Raw genomic sequence first — 21,824 nt, 5'->3', positions numbered from 1 at the left:
ATTATCACTCCTTTAATTAATAATACAACAAAATGTTCTCATGAGAGAGAACCCCTCTCATGAGAATGCTAGATTCCCTACAGTGATTCGAGAATAGAGAATGTTGCTTCTAAATCTTCTAATGTGTCATTTTTAATACTAAAATCGCTTGGGGTTACTTCGTTCTCAGTATTAGTTACACAATGCTCAATAATTATTAAAAGATACTTTTTATACGAGTTGATAAATTTTGTGATAGTCTGCTCATTATATATGTGATTAGAGAATGAAACGTTCATTGTAAATATACCATTCTCAATCATTGCTATAATATCAAGTTTGTATATCCGCTCCGTATCCCTACTTATTGGTGTACCAGAGGATAACTGCGAAATAGCAAACGTATCTACTTGCATATCTTGATCAAACTGACCTAAATAATTAAAACTAATATCTGGTACTGATGTGAATTTTACACTTTCACCTTCCTCGTCTTTTAAATATCTTAAAACATTATAGTTCATACCATTATTAGGTATTTTTCGTAACATCTCTTTCGTAGTTTTAATTTGATAAGAAATATTATTACTATCATATATTTTTAAAACAACTGGGTATATTGACGTAAACCACCCTATAGTACGACTAACATCTATATCTAAACCAATCTGTTCACGTCCATGTCCTTCTAAATGTAGGAGTATCTCTTCTTGTTCAGTACATTCATGAAATGCTAATCCCAATGCACAAAGAAGTAAACTGTTCATGTCTGTTTTATATGCTCTATGAGTATCTTTAAGTAAGGATTGAGTCTCTTTTTCATTTAAACTAATAGAAAGTGTTCTTGAATCTCCCCATGTATTTCTTAAATTCATTCTTTCTTTTTCTAAAGACTCAAAATTCCGATTTTCTATTCCATTCCAATATTCTAATTCACGTAATATTTTCTTACTGTTCGCATAATCTACAAGCTTGTTCGCCCACTCTTGATAAGAATGAGTTTTAGGAGGAAATTGAATCTTTTCTCCTCGTAACCTTTGTTGATAACCCATTGATAAATCTTCTAGTAAAATGCGCCAAGATACTCCATCAATTACTAAATGATGTGCAACTAACAATAAATGAGCCCCGTCATCTGTTTGAAATAGTACCGTCGCTATAAGTGAACCGGTTTCTAAATTAAAACTACGTTGAATGTCATTTGCCTGCGATTCAATTTCTTCCGCTACCTTCTGTCTTCCTCTTAGATCTCTAATCTCTAAATGAGCCTTCACCATTTCAAGGCCTTGATTTATTTGTGAAACTCTCGTTTCTTTTAATTGATACACCATACGCAACGCGTCATGATGCTCCATAATTTTATTCAGTACTTGCTGAAGTAATATCTGGTCAAATCCTTCTGGTCGATATAACATCATTGCCTGATTATAGTGATGTCGATCTGTCAACTCATTTTCAAAGAACCACTGCTGGATTGGTGTTAATGGGACTTTACCTTCTATTGCTTCCTGATTAATTTCTATTGATGTAGACTCCACGTATAAACTTACCTCTTCAATTGTGCCATAACGCATCAGCTGTTGAATTTCAAGCTTATACCCTTCTTGCTGCAAACGAGACGCAATCTTAATCGCCTTAATTGAATCCCCACCTAATTCAAAAAAGTTATCTTGAATCCCAATTTGTTCTACTCCTAATACTTCTATCCATGCATTCAATAACTTTTCTTCTACTTCATTTCTAGGTTTTTGGAAATTAGAAACCATTCGATGTACTCTTTCTGGTTCTGGTAACTGTTTATAATCTACCTTCCCATTTAAAGTTAACGGGATGGACGGAACGTCCATATAAATAGTCGGAACCATATAAGAAGGTAAACTCTTCATCAAATACTTTCGCATATCTGTTTGATTCCATTGTTGTGTCGTTACCATATAAGCACATAGATGCACTTGCTTTTCTTCATCCACTCTATCAATTACAACTACTTCTTTCACTGCCTCATGCCTCTGTAATTGTTCTTCAATTTCACCAAGTTCTATCCGATAACCGTGAATCTTCACTTGACAATCTACACGACCGATATACTCTAATTGACCATCTGCACACATACGAGCTAAATCACCCGTTTTATACATCCTTTGTTCCTCACGGAACGGATTACGGATAAAACGTTCCTTTGTTAACTCCTCTCTACCTAAATAACCACGCGCTAATCCATCGCCTGCAATATAGATTTCACCTACACATCCAGTCAATACCGGATTGTAATGCTCATCCAGCACATAAAGTTGTGTATTTTGAATTGGCGTTCCAATCGGAACCGAACTTCCATATTTCTGATTTTCATTAAAATGATAGTTCATACATCCAACAGTCGCCTCTGTCGGACCATATTCATTTATAATGTCGACCCCTTTTGGAAAACGTTCTAAAATACATTCTGCTAACTTTCTCTTTAGCTCTTCCCCGCCTACAATCAGCTTTCTTACGCGTGTATTCTTATAATCACCTTCTTGTAAAAGTGATAAATGTGCAGGTGTTAATTTTAATATAGTAACCTTATTTTCCCGTAAAATACGATATAAAATAAACTCACTATGATCATCCTCATATACATAAGTACATAGCCCACTTAACAATGGTGTAAATAAGGATGTGACCGTTAGGTCAAACGAAAGTGATGAATATAAAGCAAACGTATCATCTGCTCCACACACATATTTTTTCTTAGCCCAATCAATATAATTAATGACTCCCTTGTGTTCTATTACTACCCCTTTTGGTTTCCCTGTAGATCCCGAAGTATAAATAACATATGCTGCGTGTTCTGATCCTTGCAGAGGTATTAAATTCCCTCCATCTTCTTGGTATAACGTTGGATCTGTTACATTTAATACTTCACCACTAAATGCTTCTTCTTTCCAATCAAATTGTGTAAGCAAGTGCGTTGCCCTACTATCTTCCAACATGTACACTTTACGCTCTAATGGATAATCAGAATCGATAGGTAGATAAGCACCCCCCGCTTTTAAGACAGCTAGTATGCTAACCACCATATCAATAGAAGACTTAATCATAATTCCTACAATAACCTCCGGTCCTACACCTTTCGCACGTAGTACCCGAGCCAATTTATTTGCACGTTGGTTTAACTCTTCAAATGTAACTTGTTTATCTCTGTGAACTAACGCTATAGCCTTTGGAGTTTTACTTACTTGTTCTTCAAATAGCTGATGAATTGTAACATTGTCACAATACGAGACAGCTGTATCATTGTATTCAGCCAATAACTGTTGCTTTTCTAACGGTGTAAATAAATCAAACTCTAATAGTTTACGTCGTGGATTTTCTATCATCTGGGTAAGTACCTGTACATAATGAGAAGTCATACGTTGAATTGTCGCTTCTGTAAATAGGTCTGTACTATACTCCCAATCTATTGTTAAGCCATTTTCTCCTTCGGTAATTCCAAGAGTCAAATCAAATTTGGCAACATTTCTTTCTGCATCCATGATATGGAGGTGCGCTTGTTTATTAGAAGATTTTACGTCAGCTCTATTACGTAATGTGAACATTGTGTCAAACAATGGATTACGGCTAACATCCCTTTGCACAACTACTTTTTCAATAAGCTTTTCAAATGGATATGCACGATGTTCATTCGCCTGAAGTACACTTTCTTTCACATTAGCTACAAGCTCTTCAAATGTTTGGTTTGGAGAAAGTTTAGTACGTAAAGCTAATGTATTGACAAACATGCCTATAACCGTGTCCATTTCGACCTGCGGTCGACCTACGTCTGTAGTTCCAACAATCAGATCAGTTTGTCCTGTATACTTCCAAAGCAGTACATTATAAGCTGCAATCAAGGTCATAAATAGTGTAGATTCATACATACTATTATTCTTCTTAATCTGAGAAACAAGATTTGCAGGTATCTCTGTCGAGATATAATTCCCTACAAATTGTTGCACCGGCGGTCGTACATTATCAGTAGGTAATTCTAAGTTTGGCAATTCTCCAGAAAAAACCTCTAACCAGTATGCTTCATGTTCTGCCATCTTTTCTATGTTAGCTTGTTGCTTCTGCCATACAGCATAATCTTTATATTGAATTTGATTTACTGGCAATATAAGCTCTTCGTTTTCATACAACTGAACAAGCTCTTTAAGAAATAGATCCATAGACACTCCATCTGAAATAATATGATGCATATCTATCATAATGATTGACGTATCATCTGGAAGATTCAGCACTTCTGTACGTAATAAAGGCACCTTACTTAAATCAAATGGGCGAACAAATTCTTTTTGTATGCGTTCTATATCCTCATACTTTACTTCGCTTTGTTTAATTTTATATGAAACAGATGGATGAATATACTGTACTAATTCATCACCTTCCATTCCGAACGTTGTCCGAAATGCTTCATGTCTTTCAATTAATATTTGAAACACTCTACTTAAACGTTTATAGTCTAAACCAGAATCTACTTTTAACATTAATGGCATATTATAAGCCGTATTGACATTTTCTAATTGATTAACAACATATAATCTCTGTTGTGCAAATGTGACAGGATAACAAGGTGCTTCTTCTGCTTTTTCAATTTTGGTATACGTTTGGTACTGATTTCCTCTTACAAATGTAGCAAATTCTCGAATCGTTGGTTGTTGAAATACATCTCGAAGTGCACAATCTATCTGAAACTCCTTCTGTATACGCCCGATAAGTTGCATAGCCTTTAAAGAGTGTCCCCCAGAAGAAAAGAAGTTATCCAACGTACCAATATGTGATACCCCTAAAATTTCTTTCCAGATCTCTACTAATTTCTCCTCCAATTCATCTTCAGGTGCGCGATACATTGTATCTGAATCGGTTTTCTCTGGCACCGGAAGTAATTGGTTATTGATTTTCCCATTTACTGTGAGTGGAAGCTTCTCTAACCGACAAAATGCCGATGGCATCATATAATCTGGTAATCGAATGGACAAGTATGTTCGAAGAGAAAATTCTGTATATTCTTCCTCTTCCATTCCTTCTACTAGTACATAGTACGCACACAAGTAAGCATCCCCCTGCGAGTCTTGTAATGGTACCACAGCTACTTCTTGGATTGCCTCATGATTCAATAAATGGCTCGCGATTTCACCTGGTTCGATACGATGTCCTCGAATTTTAATCTGTTTATCTATTCTGCCAATATAATCAATGTTCCCGTCTGGTAACCATCGAACCATATCCCCTGTTCGATATAATTTCTCTCCTGAAACAAATGGACTTTCAATAAATTTCTCTGCTGTCAATTCTGCTCTATTAAGATAACCTTTAGCTAGTCCATCTCCCCCAATATATAACTCGCCTGGTACACCTCTCGGACACAATCTGTGCTTATGATCTAACACATATACCTTCGTATTACTAATTGGTACCCCAATTGGTACAGTAATTGCATCCTCTTCCAACTCATTGACTGGATAAAATGTTGTGAATACTGTACTTTCTGTTGGTCCATATACGTGAATCAAACGATTTGATCCAACAGCTCTAAGAGCTTCTCGCACATGAGATACAGATACCTTTTCTCCACCAAACAAAATTTTCCGAAGTCCCTTCATAACACCAAGATCCATATCAACTAACATATTAAATAGTGCTGTTGTGACGAAGGAAACGGTAATACCTTCGGTTTCAATAATATGAAACAGTCGTTGTGCATCAAGTACATCCTCTTTCTCAATTAACACCAACTGTGCCCCATTTAATAATGATCCAAAAATCTCAAAAAACGATGCATCAAATGAAAAACTAGCCATCTGTAATAATCGATCTTGTTCAGATATGCTTATATAGTTTGTATCTTTTACTATACGGCTAATATTATAGTGTGTAGTCATATTCCCCTTTGGTTGTCCAGTTGATCCAGATGTGTAAATAATACTTGCTATATCCTCTGAATTACTATAATTTCCGATAGATTCATTCACTGTTCCTTGCCCATACAATGTTTCATCTTCTAGGTCTAACACCGTTCCTTCAAAAACCATCTCTTCGTCTAATTCTTTTTGAATTAACAAGAAGTTCGCTCCGCTATCTTCTAACATATATTGCTTACGTGCTACAGGATAATTTGGATCAATTGGTAGATACGCCGCTCCAGCCTTTAATACCGCTAATACACCAATCACCATTTCAAATGAGCGATTTGCCATAATTCCAACAACTTCTCCTGAAGCAACACCTTGTTCACGCAATGTCCTTGCTAATTGATTCGCTCTCTCATTTAAAGTACGATAAGTCATTTTTTGATTTTTGAAGATAAGTGCAATTCCATCAGGCCTTTTTTGTACCTGTTCCTCAAATAGTTCTACCAAAGATTTATTTCTTGGGTATGCTGTTTCCGTCTTATTATAATTAAGTAGTTGCTCTTTTTCTTGTTTTTCAACAACATTGATGTCTGATATTAGTATATTAGGATCCTTAATAATTTGACGAATAATTTTCACACAATGATTAGCTACAGAATTTAGAAACCTTCTCTCATATACTGACGGGTTAAACATCATACGCGCATGCAACTGTTCCCCTAGTCCGAATACTAAAGCAAATTCATAGTTTAATTTTTCAAATCCCTCTATTTCAGTAATATCAAAACCCAATTTAGACGAATAATCGTGGTCTAATGAGCTTCCCATTGTATCAAAATTTTGAAATACCACAATATGGTGAATTAAATCCATTCCAGGCAATGTAGTTGCTTGAACATCAGCCAATGAAGCGAATTCATATTTTTCACAATTCATCGTATCCTGTTTTGTACAAGCTATAATATCGCTAAAAGACGCACCTTCACTACATTTAACACGAACTGGTATTGTATTAATAAATAATCCAACTATATGTTCAATGTTTTTAATTTTAGCATTTCTTCCAGAAACAACTGTTCCAAATACAACATCGTCTGTGTTGTTATAATGTTGTAATAGTATCCCCCATATTGTTTGTAAAACTTGATTTATTGTTATATGATTTTTTTGAGCAAATTTAATTAATTCACCTGTAGTTTCCTTATCTAATGAAAAATTTAATTCTTCTACTCTTGATTCCTCATAAAGCTGAGCCTTTTTAAAATAACTAGGCAGAAAAGCTTGTTGTTCATACCCTTCTAAATAATTTTCCCAATAAGCAATCGCTTCATCGTGATTACATTCTTCCAGCCATTTAATATATTCTCCAAATTGAGTTATAGGATTTAAGCTGACAGTTTCTCCATCTTTTAATGCACTATAAAAATAAAATAAGTCACGCATAATAATAGAGAGACACCATCCATCCATTAATATATGATGATGACTCCAAATCATTTTATAAGTATTATCATTTGTTTGTAAAATCAAAATTCTCATTAAAGGATCTTTTAATAAATCGAAACCGCGTTTACGATCATTCTCTTCACATTGTTTTATATAATGCTCTTGTTTTTGATTAGAAAGATGAGTTATATCTTCAAAACGAACTGGTATAGATCGATCTTTTAAAACTATCTGTCTTGGATCTTGTATCTTTTCAGAAATAAAACATGTTCGCAATATATCAAACCTTTTACTTAATAACTGAAAACTTTTTTCTAAAATACAAATATCTAAAATTCCTGTAAGAGTCATTGTCTGCTGTTCAAAATACATACTCGAATCATTATCTATTAATGTATGAAAAAGCATTCCCTTTTGCATAGGGGATAATCGATAAACTTTTTCTACCTGTAAACTCACTCAATCCTCTTCCCTTCTCTACTTTTTAGAATTTCCACTTTTTAAGAAAAAAGTGGAAATTCTTGTATTCCCTACAACGAATCGATTAAATTCATAATATCTTCTAACTCGTCTAATGAAAGATCCTTATCTCCTACATCACTTGGTGTTAGTACCGTTTCCTTTTTACTCATACAGTGTTCAATGAGCGTAAATAGATTCTGTTTAAAAAGTTGAACAAGTTTCATAATAGTTTTTTCATCATATTGATATTTGTTATAACTAAAATTAAATGTAAATTGCCCTTGGACAATTACAGCCGAAACCTCCAACGTATAAAGACGCTCTGTACGAGGACTCATAGTTTCTCCCATACTAAAAGAAGATGCTCTAATTGTACTTTCCGTTTCCTGAGTTTCTAATTGCCCTAAATAGTTATAGGAAATTTCTGGTTTTAACTTTAATTTTCTTTCATCCACTTTTGAATTTCCTATATATTTCAATATTCCATAATCAATCCCTTTATTCGGAATACAACGTAAATTTTCTTTAACTGATCGAATTTGATAAGAAATATCTTCTGCAGGATTTATCTCAAGAACTACAGGATAAATAGAAGTAAACCAACCAACAGTGCGAGATAGGTTAATACCTTCTCTTATACTTTCACGACCGTGCCCCTCCATATGTAAGGCCACTTTATGTTCTCCTGTCCATTCTTGTACTGTCAAACCAAGCGCTGTCAACAAAACATCATCAATTTCTGTGCTATACGCATGATTTGTTCTTTTTAAAAGATTATCTGTCCACTCTTTTGACAATGATTCTGTAATTGTGTACGTGTCCTTGAAAAAATTATGGAGAGTAGCATAATCTTTCGGTAAAGATTTCACATCATTGCTATCTATACTTCTCCAGTATGTTTCATATTCATCTACTTTATTTTTCCTATAACGAACTAATTCATTAGACCATTCTTGAAAAGAATGTGTTTTTGGTTGTAATACAATTCTCTTTTGTTCTTCTGCCTGTTGATATCCTTTTATAAAATCCTCAATTAAAATTCTCCAAGAAACCGCATCCACTATAAGGTGGTGAATCGCAATTAATAAATGATCTCCATCTCTAGTCTTATATAATCCCAATTTAATAAGCGGTCCGTGGTAGATATTCAAACTTCCCTGTATACGATCTGAAAATTTTTGTATATAAGAGGCTGCATCGAATTTGTCTATAAGGTCATATTCTTCCATTTCAAAAACAGTTTCTTCCAGACCACGGTGCACTTGAAATATTTCTCTGTCTTCGACTTTAAATATAATCCGCAACGCATCATGATGTTCTACAATTTTTGAAAATACCTTTTCAACTAACGGCGCTTTAAAACCTTCAATATGATGTAGCAGCATTGATTGATTCCAATGATGTTGACCCGTAAATTTTTGTTCAAAAAACCAATGTTGAACAGGAGTTAATTCCACTTCACCTATAACAATATCCTGATTAATCTCTATTTTTTGCTGTTGAACGTATGGAGACAGTTGTTGAATCGTTGGATGTTGAAAAACATCTTTCATTTCAAGATTTAAGTTGTAGTTATTTAAACGAGCTACAATTTTTATTGCCTTTATAGAATCTCCACCCAACTCAAAAAAGCTCTCATTCGTACTTATTTTGTCTATATGAAGCACTTCACTCCATATAGTCACAAGAATTTTTTCTATTCTATTGACAGGCTCTATTAATACCTTTTCATCCACATCATTATTTCTAGGTTTTGGTAATGCTTTTTTATCTACCTTATTATTTAATGTTAACGGTACCTTCTCTATTTGCATGAAATATGATGGTATCATATAGAAAGGTAATACCTTTGAAAGGATATCACGAAGCTCACTTTCAACCAATTCCTCTTTTGATACAAAATAGGCACACAATGCCTTTTCATCACTATGGTTCTCTATAGGTATAACCACCACCTCTTGTATTTTCTCGAGTTGTAGTAAAGCGGATTCGATTTCATCTGTTTCAATCCTGTAACCCCTTACTTTTATCTGATTGTCTACGCGACCTAAAAACTCGATTTGACCATCTTCATGAAGGCGCACAATATCTCCTGTTCTATATAACCTGTGATCTGGAAGAGAAGGAATAGATAGAAAATACTCTGTTGTAAGATCAGGTTGGTTGAGATATCCCCTAACTAAACCAGCCCCTCCAATATATAATTCCCCTGGCACACCTATTGGCTGTAAATGTTGTTGCGGATTCAGAACATAAGTATGAACATTAGAAATCGGACGACCAATCCTAATATGATCTGCTAGCTGTACATTCCGTGAAATTGTTGTTGTTACACTATTCTCTGTTGGACCATACTCATTGACAATTTCAATATGAGGTGCTTTCTCATAACTTAGTGATCTAATTTTTTTACTTAACTTATCTCCACCTAACGTAATCGATTGTAGTGACCGCACATCTTCCAGATCAAAAATTTCAAGTAATGCCCCATATAAGCTAGGCACACATGCAAAATGAGCTATTTTTTTTGAAACAATCGTTTCTTTAATTGCAATTAAATCTTTCATTTCATTCTCTTTAAGTAAAACTACTGTGGCTCCACATAAAAGCGGTGTAAAAAAATTTGCTACAAATGCATCAAATGCATATGAAAGAAGTTGAAGAATTCGATGTTCAGTAGAAAATTTATATTCTAAACACCGCCACTGTAACATATTTACAATACTTTTATGCTCTATTAGTGTTCCTTTAGGATTTCCAGTAGTTCCTGATGTGTATATTACATAAGCAAGGCTATCTGTTTCCTGCTCAAATATTAAATTCTCACTGTGGATATCATAATTTTTTTCATCTAACACGTCTAACCATTCACCAGTAAACTCTACACAATTTTTAATATGCGTTTGTGTAATAATTATATTAACTTGGCTGTCTTGTATTATATGTTGAATTCGTTCCTCTGGATAATGCGGATCAATTGGGACGTACGCTCCTCCCGCCTTTAATATAGCTAGTAACCCTATACCCATCTCAATTGATGACTCCATCATAATCCCAACCATCGTTTCTGGTTTGATGCCCTTTTTACGTAACGTTCTCGCAAGACCATTCGCTTTTGTATTCAACTGTTCATATGTTATCTCATCATTTCCAAATATAAGTGCTACTTGTTCAGGAGAACATTTGACTTGCTGCTCAAAAAGCCCATGTAATGTAACATCATTTTGAAATAAGACTTCACTATCATTGAATTCGTTAACTAATAATTTTTTCTCAGATTCTGTAACTACTTCTAAGTCAGCAATCGTTGTATCCGTTTGATGAACAAGCTGCTCAATTATCCTTATAAAGTTTTGAGCCATACGTGTAATGGTAGATTCACGGAACAAATTAGTACTGTATTCCATACTACCAATAATTTTCCCCTCAAACTCTGTAACTGATAAAGTAAGATCAAACCTAGCAGTTTTATTTTCATATGCATATGAACTTAACGCTATATCTTGCATATCTATTTCCGGGGTTTTATCGTCAGTATTCTGCATAACAAACATGGTATCGAATAATGGATTACGACTTAAATCGCGTTCCATATCCACTTTCTCCACCAATCCTTCAAATGGATAAGACTGATTTTCAATAGACTTAAGCACAACTTCTTTAACTTGTAACAAAAATACATTGAATTGGATTTTAGGTTCTGGATAATTACGTAATGCTAAGGTATTAACAAACATTCCAACAATTGACTCAAACTCGGTATGCACACGACCTGCAATTGGAGAACCAATTACAATATCTTCTTGACCTGTATACTTGGAAAGTAAAATATTGTACATTGCAAGAAGGTTGATATACAGCGTAGTGCCATATTTAGCTGACAATGCATAAAGTTTTTGAGTTAACTCCTCATTAATTTCAAAAGACACTTGACTACCTTCAAATTTGCGAGCTGGTGGTCTAGGATAATCAGTTGGCATATTCATCACTGGTACATCATTTGCAAACATTTCAATCCAATATTGTTCTTGTTGTTGAAAATTATCGCTATTTTTCCATTCTTGTTCCCATGATGCAAAATCTTTATACTGGAGCTCTAGCAATTCTAAAGGCTCACCTTTATATAATTTAAATAATTCATTTAAAAGTATATTTATAGAAGTTCCGTCAGAAACAATATGATGCATATCAAGCATTAAAACATACTGTTCATCATTCATTTTTATAAGAGCAACACGAATTAATGGTCCTTCCTGTAAATCAAAAGGTTGGATAAACCCGAGAGTCAATTCTGATAACTCTTGTTCATTTGCATCTTGTATACTAACATCTACTTTTATATTTTCATTTATACGCTGAACTAACTCTTCATCTATTAGTTCAAAAGTAGTCCGTAAGATTTCATGTCTCTGTACCAAACTATCAACCGCATCACAAAATTGCGAAATATTTAATTTCCCATTTATTCTCATGAATAATGACATATTGTAATTAGTAGACATTTTTTCCAACTGATTCATAATATAAAGTCGCTTTTGTGCTGACGATGCTGGATAGTATGCTCTTTCTTCGACTGGCTGAATAGCTATATAGCTTTTTTGTTTATTTTCTACAATATATGCAGCTAACTCTTTAATCGTCGGTCTTGAGAATAGTACTCGTATTGGTACTTCAATACCAATTTCTTTATAAATACGAGATGCTAAAAAAGTCGCTTTAAGAGAGTGACCGCCAATTTCAAAGAAATTCGCGTTAACCCCTGGATTCTGAACGTTTAAAATCTCCCCCCATAACGCTGAAAGTATAAGCTCTAATGGGGTCGATGGAGCCTCATATTCTTCTTCATTTTTCAAATCATACTCAGGTAACGGCAATGCTTTACGGTTTATTTTTCCATTTTCTAATTGTGGAAGTTTTTCTAAAAAAACAAAATGTGCTGGAATCATGTAATTCGGCAATTTCTCCGTAAGATCTTCACGAAGTTGCGATGCTCTATATTCTTTTCTCATTACAAGATATGCACAAAGGTAAGATTGTTTATCTTCATCTTTTCTAGCAATGACTACCGCTTCGCTTACAAATGGATGTGACAATAAGTTTTCTTCAATTTCTCCAAGTTCAATACGATGACCTCTAATTTTCACTTGATCGTCAATACGGCCTAAGTACTCAACATTCCCATCTGGAAGCCAGCGTACCCAGTCTCCTGTTCGATACATTTTTTCTTCTGGGACAAATGGATCATTAACAAATTTTATAGCATTCATATCTGATTTCCCTAAATACCCACGTGCTACGCCTGCCCCAGCAATACATAATTCTCCTGGAACTCCAATTGGTTGCAATTGAAATCCGACTTTATCTAAAATATAAACCCTTGTATTATTAATTGGTTTTCCTAACGGGACTTTACGTGCATCAATCTGACAGTCGTAAACAAGAGTATCTACAGTCGCTTCTGTAGGACCATAATGATTAAATAATTGATACCCTTTATCTAAAATTTGTTTCGCAAGAGATTTTTCTAATTTTTCTCCTCCACAAATTACTACATGTAAATCTTCTAATCTCTCATGCCTTACAAGTAACTCTTGAAGTGTAATTGGTACAAACTGTGCAATATTTATATGGTTTTCTTTTAAATACCGAACGAAGTGATTAGAAGAAAATATAACTTCCTTTTTAGGTATATAAATAGTTGCTCCATTGAGTAAAGTGACTAACGTTTCTTCAATTGACACATCAAATGAAATGTTTGTCATTTGTAGCACATTACAATTTGTTATTAAATCATATTTTTGACAGAACCAATTTGAAAGATTAAGTACACTATGATGCTCAATCATTACTCCTTTTGGTTCCCCAGTCGAACCTGATGTATAAATAATATATGCTAGATCATTAGGTTTACTCAGATTGACCAGATTTTCTCCGAATCCTTGATAAAGTATATCGTTATTAATAAAAATTATTTCCCTCTCAGAACCCCAACTTCCGCTCACAGAAACATTAGTTAATAAAATATTTACCCCACTATCTTGTAACATATATTCAATACGATTTTCAGGAAAACTTGGATCAATAGGCAAATATACTCCACCTGCTTTTAATATAGCCATTTGCCCAATTAACATTTCACTCGACCTCGTGGCAAGTAATCCTACTACTTGTTGCGCTTGTACCCCTTTTTCTCTCAAAATATGAGCTAATTGATTTGAATTTTTATTTAATTGTTCATATGTCAAAGACTCTCCCTCATACACAACTGCCTTTGCATTAGGAGTTTTTTGTACCTGCTCTTCAAAAACCTCATTAATAGTTTTTTTCTGATAATCAGAAACCTTATCATTAAATCCTAAAATTAATTGTTTTTCTTCCTGCCCAAGCATTTGAATATTTGACAATTTTATATCTGGTTTTGTAACTATTTGTTTCAAAATTTGAATAAAATGACCAGCCATTCTTTCTATAGTGCTACGCTCAAATAGATGAGTAGCATACTCAAATTCTAAAAATAATTCTCCCTTATATTCAAAAGCCTCTAATGTTAAATCGAATTTAGAAATTCTATGATCATAATTATATGATGTTATTTCTATTTTTTTTGTCGAAATGTGTTGCGTATCAAGATTTTGTAAAGAAAACATTGTATTAAATAATGGATTTCCACTTTGACTTTGACTATGATGAACAGCTAATTTCTCTACCATATCTTCAAACGGATAATCTTGATTTTCAAAAGCAAACAGTACGTTTTCTTTTACCGATTCTAAAAAATCATAAAAACTCATATTTGGTTTTGGATAATTACGTAGGGCAAGCATATTCACAAACATCCCAACAATATCTTCTAAATCTCCATGCTTTCTCCCATTGTTAATTGTCCCAATAATAATATCCTCTTGTCCAGAATACTTTGATAATAGAATGTTATAACAAGCACACAACGTCATAAACAATGTACTGCCTTGTTTATGGTTCAATAGAGAAAGCTGATTCATCCATTTTTCAGATAAGGAAACTTTTACTTTATCACCAGTAAAACTCTGTGCTGAAGGTCTTAAAAAGTCAGTTGGAAGTTCAAGTACAGGTAATTCTCCCGACATTGTAGATAACCAATATTTTTCCTGTTGTTTAAGATTCTCTGACTGTAATAGTTTCCTTTGCCATACAGCATAATCTTTATATTGTATTCGTAATGGTTTTATATTTCCTCCTTCATATAATTCTATGAATTCACGTAATAAAATAGTAAGTGATGCTCCATCAGATATAATATGATGAGTGTCTAATAGCAAAATATGCTCTGTTTCAGATAACTTTAACAAGTTAACTCGAATTAGCGGCGCACAAGCTAAGTCAAAAGGACGAACAAATTTTTCAATGTAATCATTTATAGAGTTTTCTTTGATATTCTTCACTTCTAATGACCATTTTAGCTCTTCTTGAACTTGTTGAACGACTTGTCCTTCAACAAGTTTAACTGAAGTACGTAGTGACTCATGACGATGCATTAGTGTACGAAAAGCTTGTTCTATATTCTTTATATTCAGTATACCAGTAAAACGAAATGCGATTGGCATATTATATGCAACCGACTCTCTATCGAGTTGTTGCGTTACATACATACGGATTTGTGCAGAGGAAGCAGGATAAAATTCTTTCTTATTTACAATTTCGATAGCATTATATAAGCTTTCATCTTTGGACTGGATAACTTTAGACATATCGCATAAAATAGGATTTTTGAATATCTCGCGTAACAAAATATTAACTTGAAATTTCTGATGAATAAGTGATATAAGTTGCATTGCCTTTAGCGAATGCCCACCACACTCAAAGAAATGATCTAAACGACCTACTCCCTCTATTCCTAATACTTCTTGCCAAATAACAGACAATTTTCGTTCCGTTTCATTTTGCGGTGGCACATATTCTTTTGCTGCATACATATTTCTATCTAGCTCAGGCAATGCTCCCGCATTTAATTTCCCATTTACTGTGAGCGGAAGTTTCTCTAACTGACAAAATGCCGATGGCATCATATAATCTGGCAATCGAGTGGACAAGTATGCTCGAAGAGATGATTCTGTATATTCTTCCTCTTCTACTCCTTCTACCGGTACATAATACGCAAACAAGTATGCATCTCCCTGTGAGTCTTGTAATGGCACCACAGCCGCTTCTTGAATTGCCTCATGATTCAATAAATGGCTCACGATTTCACCCGGTTCGATGCGATGCCCTCGAATTTTAATCTGTTTATCTATTCTACCAATATATTCAATATTCCCATCTACCAGCCAGCGTACCATATCTCCTGTTCGATATAATCTCTCTCCTGGAACAAATGGATTATCAATAAATTTTTCCGTAGTTAACTCTGGTTTATTCAAATATCCCCGTGCAACACCTGCTCCTCCAACGTATAACTCTCCTGGAATCCCTACAGGGCACAACTGTTGATACGGATTCAATACATACGCTGTCGAGTTTGCAATTGGCCGTCCAATCGGAATACTCGCTTCATACGTATCCTCAATTAAAAAGGTGGTAGAAAAAGTCGTATTTTCTGTCGGACCATAGCCATTTATCAATTTTAGATTTGGATAACGCTCTCGCACTGCATTAATATGATATGGAGATAGTACATCTCCTCCCACAATTAACGAAGTCAAGTTTTCAAACACCTCTAGGTGTTGTTGGGAAATTTGATTAAATAAAGGCGCCGTCAACCACATTGTTGTAATCTTCTGTCTCTCAATAATTTTCTGTAATTTAAACGGATTCAACAACGTGTCTTTCTCAATTAGAGATAGCGTCAAGCCATTTAATAAAGCACCCCAAATCTCAAAAGTAGATGCATCAAAAACAATTGCTCCCGTTAAAAGCAGACGCCCTTGAGATAGATCAGTAAAGTTCGTATTTTTGATCAAACGAACAACATTTCGTTGTTCTACCATTACACCTTTCGGTTGACCAGTAGAACCAGATGTATATAATACATACGCTAAATCCTTCGGATGACTTAATACAATTGGTGAATCCTCTCTACCTTCTAACTCATTTATAGAACTCAATTGAATGACTTCTCCACCAAGTATCGTTTCATCCCAGTCATAATTTTCTGTCGCAACTACTAAGTCCAGCCCACTATCCTGCATCATATATTGTTTCCGTTCAAGCGGATAATTCGGATCAATTGGTAAATAAGCGCCTCCTGCTTTTAAAATAGCTACCATGGATACCAATGTCTCTAACGAATGTTCACCTAGTAATCCAACAAGTGTATCAGCTTTTACCCCTTTCGCTTGCAAGCGGTGAGCCAATCCATTCGCTTTCCTATCAAGCTCTCGATACGTCATACTCTGTTCTCCGTATACAAGCGCAACTTGATCTGGGTATTTTTGTACCTGTTCTTCAAATAGCTCTGCCAAAGATTTATTTTTTGGATATGCTGTTTCCGTTTTATTATATTGAACAATCAATCTTTCTTTCTCTTCTTCCGTTGTCACATCTATATTTGCAATCACAACGTCTGGATGATTTGCGATCTTCTGTAATATTGTACAAAAGTGTGTACTCATTTGTTCTATTGTCTCACGTGTAAATAGTGCGGTGCTGTATTCAAACCGAAGGTGCAATTCCCCCTCTTCCTCTACCGCACCTACAGTCACATCCACTTTTGACATTTGATAATCAAATGGATATGGACAAAGCATAAATCCTTCACCTTGCGGGACCGTAAGGTCCACATTCTGTAGGGTAAATATCGTATCAAACAATGGGTTTCGACTCATATCTCGTTGAACTTTCAGCTTTTCAATTAAATCTTCTAACGGATACATTTGATGTTCATAACTTTTTAACACATTTTCTCTTACTTCTTGTAAGAACTGACGAAACGGCTTATCGTTTACTAATTTATTACGTATCGCAAGCGTATTAACAAACATACCAACGATTGGTTCTAAGTCTGCATGTGGACGCCCTGCAATTGGTGTTCCTACTATGAAATCTTCTTGTCCTGTATAACGAGCTAGTAACACATTATACGCAGCTAATAATGTCATATAAAGCGTGCCGTTTTCTTCTTTAGTCAATGCTTGTAATTTTTCTGTAGTTTCGCGGTTTACACGTACATCCACATATGCTCCCTCAAATTGCTGCACACTTGGGCGCGGAAAATCTATCGGCAACTCAAGGATTGGTAACTCTCCTTCCAACTTTTCTAGCCAAAACGCCTCTTGGCGTTTCATACCTTCTGTTTGTAAAAATTCTTGTTGCCATACTGCATAATCTTTATATTGAATACAAAGTGGCTCTAAATCAGTTGGCTTTTGATACAGTTGAACGAGTTCTTGTAACAGTATATTTGTGGACATACCATCGGTAATAATATGATGCAAATCTACTAACAACAATCGCTTCTTCGTATCTACTTCAAGTAATCCAGCACGCATTAATAGTGGCTTCGTCAAATCAAACGGTCTAACAAATTGTTGTAACAGCTTTGATATACTCTCCTCTGTTCCCTCTATCTCTTCTAATGAAAAATCCACCTGTTTATGAATACACTGTACTAAAGTTTCTTCCTTCAGATGAAATGATGTGCGAAGTGCTTCATGTCGTTCTATAAGCACCTCAAATGCTTCTACTAAACGTTCCTTCTGTAAGTCTCCTTCAATTTCAAATACAAGTGGTACATTATAGTGAACTGACTCTGTCGCAAGTTGACTTGCTACATGAATACGTTGTTGTGCCGACGATACTGGGTAAAAATCGCGAGATTCTACTGGTTCAATTCTTAAATATACTTCTGGATTCATTTGTTCTATTGTTTCCGCCATCTGATATAACACTGGTGAATGAAACACATCTTTAACCTGAAATGTCACTTCAAATTCACGAACAATTCGTGATACAAGAAGCATTGCTTTTAATGAATGGCCCCCAGACTCAAAGAAATGATCGAAACGACCTACTTCCTCTATTCCCAGTACTTCTTGCCAAATAACAGACAATTTGCGTTCCGTTTCATTTTGCGGTGGCACATACTCTTTTGTTATATACATATTTCTATCTGGCTCAGGCAATGCTGCCGTATCTAATTTCCCATTTACTGTGAGCGGAAGTTTCCCTAACTGGCAAAATGCCGATGGCATCATATAATCTGGCAACCGAGTGGACAAGTACGCTCGAAGAGAAGATTCTGTATATTCTTCCTCTTCTATTCCTTCTACCGGTACATAATACGCACACAAGTATGCATCTCCCTGTGAGTCTTGTAATGGTACCACAGCCGCTTCTTGAATCGCCTCATGATTTAAGAAATGGCTCACGATTTCACCCGGTTCGATGCGATGCCCTCGAATTTTAATCTGTTTATCTATTCTACCAATATATTCAATATTTCCATCCGCTAGCCAGCGTACCATATCTCCTGTTCGATATAATCTCTCTCCTGGAACAAATGGATTATCAATAAATTTTTCCGTAGTTAACTCTGGTTTATTCAAATATCCCCGTGCAACACCTGCTCCTCCAACGTATAACTCTCCTGGAATCCCTACAGGGCACAACTGTTGATACGGATTCAATACATACGCTGTCGAGTTTGCAATTGGCCGTCCAATCGGAATACTCGCTTCATACGTATCCTCAATTAAAAAGGTGGTAGAAAAAGTCGTATTTTCTGTCGGACCATAGCCATTTATCAATTTTAGATTTGGATAACGCTCTCGCACTGCATTAATATGATATGGAGATAGTACATCTCCTCCCACAATTAACGAAGTCAAGTTTTCAAACACCTCTAGGTGTTGTTGGGAAATTTGATTAAATAAAGGCGCCGTCAACCACATTGTTGTAATCTTCTGTCTCTCAATAATTTTCTGTAATTTAAACGGATTCAACAACGTGTCTTTCTCAATTAGAGATAGCGTCAAGCCATTTAATAAAGCACCCCAAATCTCAAAAGTAGATGCATCAAAAACAATTGCTCCCGTTAAAAGCAGACGCCCTTGAGATAGATCAGTAAAGTTCGTATTTTTGATCAAACGAACAACATTTCGTTGTTCTACCATTACACCTTTCGGTTGACCAGTAGAACCAGATGTATATAATACATACGCTAAATCCTTCGGATGACTTAATACAATTGGTGAATCCTCTCTACCTTCTAACTCATTTATAGAACTCAATTGAATGACTTCTCCACCAAGTATCGTTTCATCCCAGTCATAATTTTCTGTCGCAACTACTAAGTCCAGCCCACTATCCTGCATCATATATTGTTTCCGTTCAAGCGGATAATTCGGATCAATCGGTAAATAAGCACCTCCTGTTTTTAAAATAGCTACCATAGATACCAATGTCTCTAACGAATGTTCACCTAGTAATCCAACAAGCGTATCAGCTTTTACCCCTTTCGCTTGCAAGTGGTGAGCCAATCCATTCGCCTTCCTATCAAGCTCTCGATACGTCATATTCCGTTCTCCGAATACAAGCGCAACTTGATCTGGGTGTTTTTGTACCTGTTCTTCAAATAACTCTTTCAATGTACAATCTTGTGGATATGAAGTTTTTGTATTATTAAAACCTGATAAAATCTGCTGTTGTTCTTCCTCATCTACTAGCTTAATATTAGATATTAATTGTTCTGGATCAGTAATAATTTGTTCAAAAATTGTTCTAAGATGAACACCAATTTTACAAATAAATTCCTTTTCATATTTCCCTGTATCATATATTACTTTAATATTTAACTCTTTCCCAACACCAACCATAAGTGTGAAATCATAGTTAGTTTGTTCAAATGCCTCAAATTCTGAAAGAATTAATCCATGTTGATTATCGAATTCCACTATTTCATCTTCATTACTATGAGAAAAATTTTGAAAAGATAGAATATGATCAAATACACTTTGTTGTTGGGAACTATTTGCCTGAATTTCTGCTAAAAGAGCATTATGATAAGGTGTTGATGCCAACGCAGATTCTTTTATAGACGACAACAGTTGTTCAAAAGACATATTCTCCTGACAAGTTACACGAACAGGAATAGTATTTATAAATAACCCTACCATTTTCTCAATTCCTGTCACCTCAGAAGGTCTTCCTGAAACAACAGTACCAAATACAACATCTTCAGTATTGTTATAATTTTGAAGTAATACGCTCCAAGCCGCTTGAAATAAATGGTTTAATGTAACTTGGTAAGAACTTGCCATTTTGTATAATTTTCCAGTAATGGTTTCATCAATAATAAAATACTCATTTACATGAAAATTCCTCAAATCGTTTTTCTTCTGTTTAGGAATCGATGTACAATTTTCAAACCCAGATAAATATCCCTTCCAATAGTCATTAGCCATCTTCCTATCTTGTTTCTCTAACCACTCAATATAATTGTTACAAGAATAGACAGCCGAAAGTTTTAATGGAATTCCTTGCTTCAATTGAGCATAAATTTCAAAAAGTTCCTTTAGTACAACTCTAAAACACCAACCATCCATTAATATATGATGATGGCTCAAGATCACTCGAAATAATTGTGATTCTGTTTGCAATACTGTCATACGAATAAGTAAGTCACTTTGTAAATCAAAACCTATTTCACGATCTCTTTCTTGGTATCTTTTTATATATGTATCTTGCTCCATATTATTGAGATGTGAAATATCTTCAAATTGTACTTTCTCTTTTCTCTCTTTTAAAATAACCTGAAGAGGCTTCTCTAGGTCTTCATAGATAAATACTGTGCGCAATACATCGTACCTTTTTATTAATTCATTAAAACTCTGCTCCAAATATGATAGATTTAATTCTCCCTTAACCGAAAAGCTTAACTGTTCGAAATAGGCATTATCTTCACTATTCAACAAATTATGGAATAATATTCCTTCTTGCATCGGAAATAATGGTCGAACTGATTCAATTTTAACTTCTCCCATCTAGATAAACCTCCATTTTACAATAAAAATATTTTAAATATTTAATCGCTGATTATTTTTACTTTTAGAATTTTTAAATTTCCGGCCTCACCTAATAAATCTTATTATTTTT

General features: G+C 34.8%; 2 protein-coding genes. Both read right to left on the bottom strand.

Annotated elements, in window-relative coordinates; all coding sequences use genetic code 11:
- Positions 1-77: 77 nt before the first annotated feature.
- Positions 78-7,754, bottom strand: a complete 7,677-nt coding sequence (locus QRE67_RS08995) for a non-ribosomal peptide synthetase (RefSeq protein WP_286124542.1) — start codon at positions 7,752-7,754, stop codon at positions 78-80.
- A gap of 71 nt (positions 7,755-7,825) precedes the next feature.
- Positions 7,826-21,712: a non-ribosomal peptide synthetase gene (locus QRE67_RS08990; protein WP_286124541.1), complete on the bottom strand. Its 13,887-nt coding sequence runs from the start codon at positions 21,710-21,712 to the stop codon at positions 7,826-7,828.
- Positions 21,713-21,824: the final 112 nt, after the last annotated feature.

Origin of the sequence: Bacillus sp. DX3.1 (assembly GCF_030292155.1) — a bacterium.
In the GTDB taxonomy this organism is placed as follows: domain Bacteria; phylum Bacillota; class Bacilli; order Bacillales; family Bacillaceae_G; genus Bacillus_A.
The sequence above is the reverse complement of the archived record's forward strand: the minus strand, read 5'-3'. Positions and strand labels throughout refer to the sequence as shown.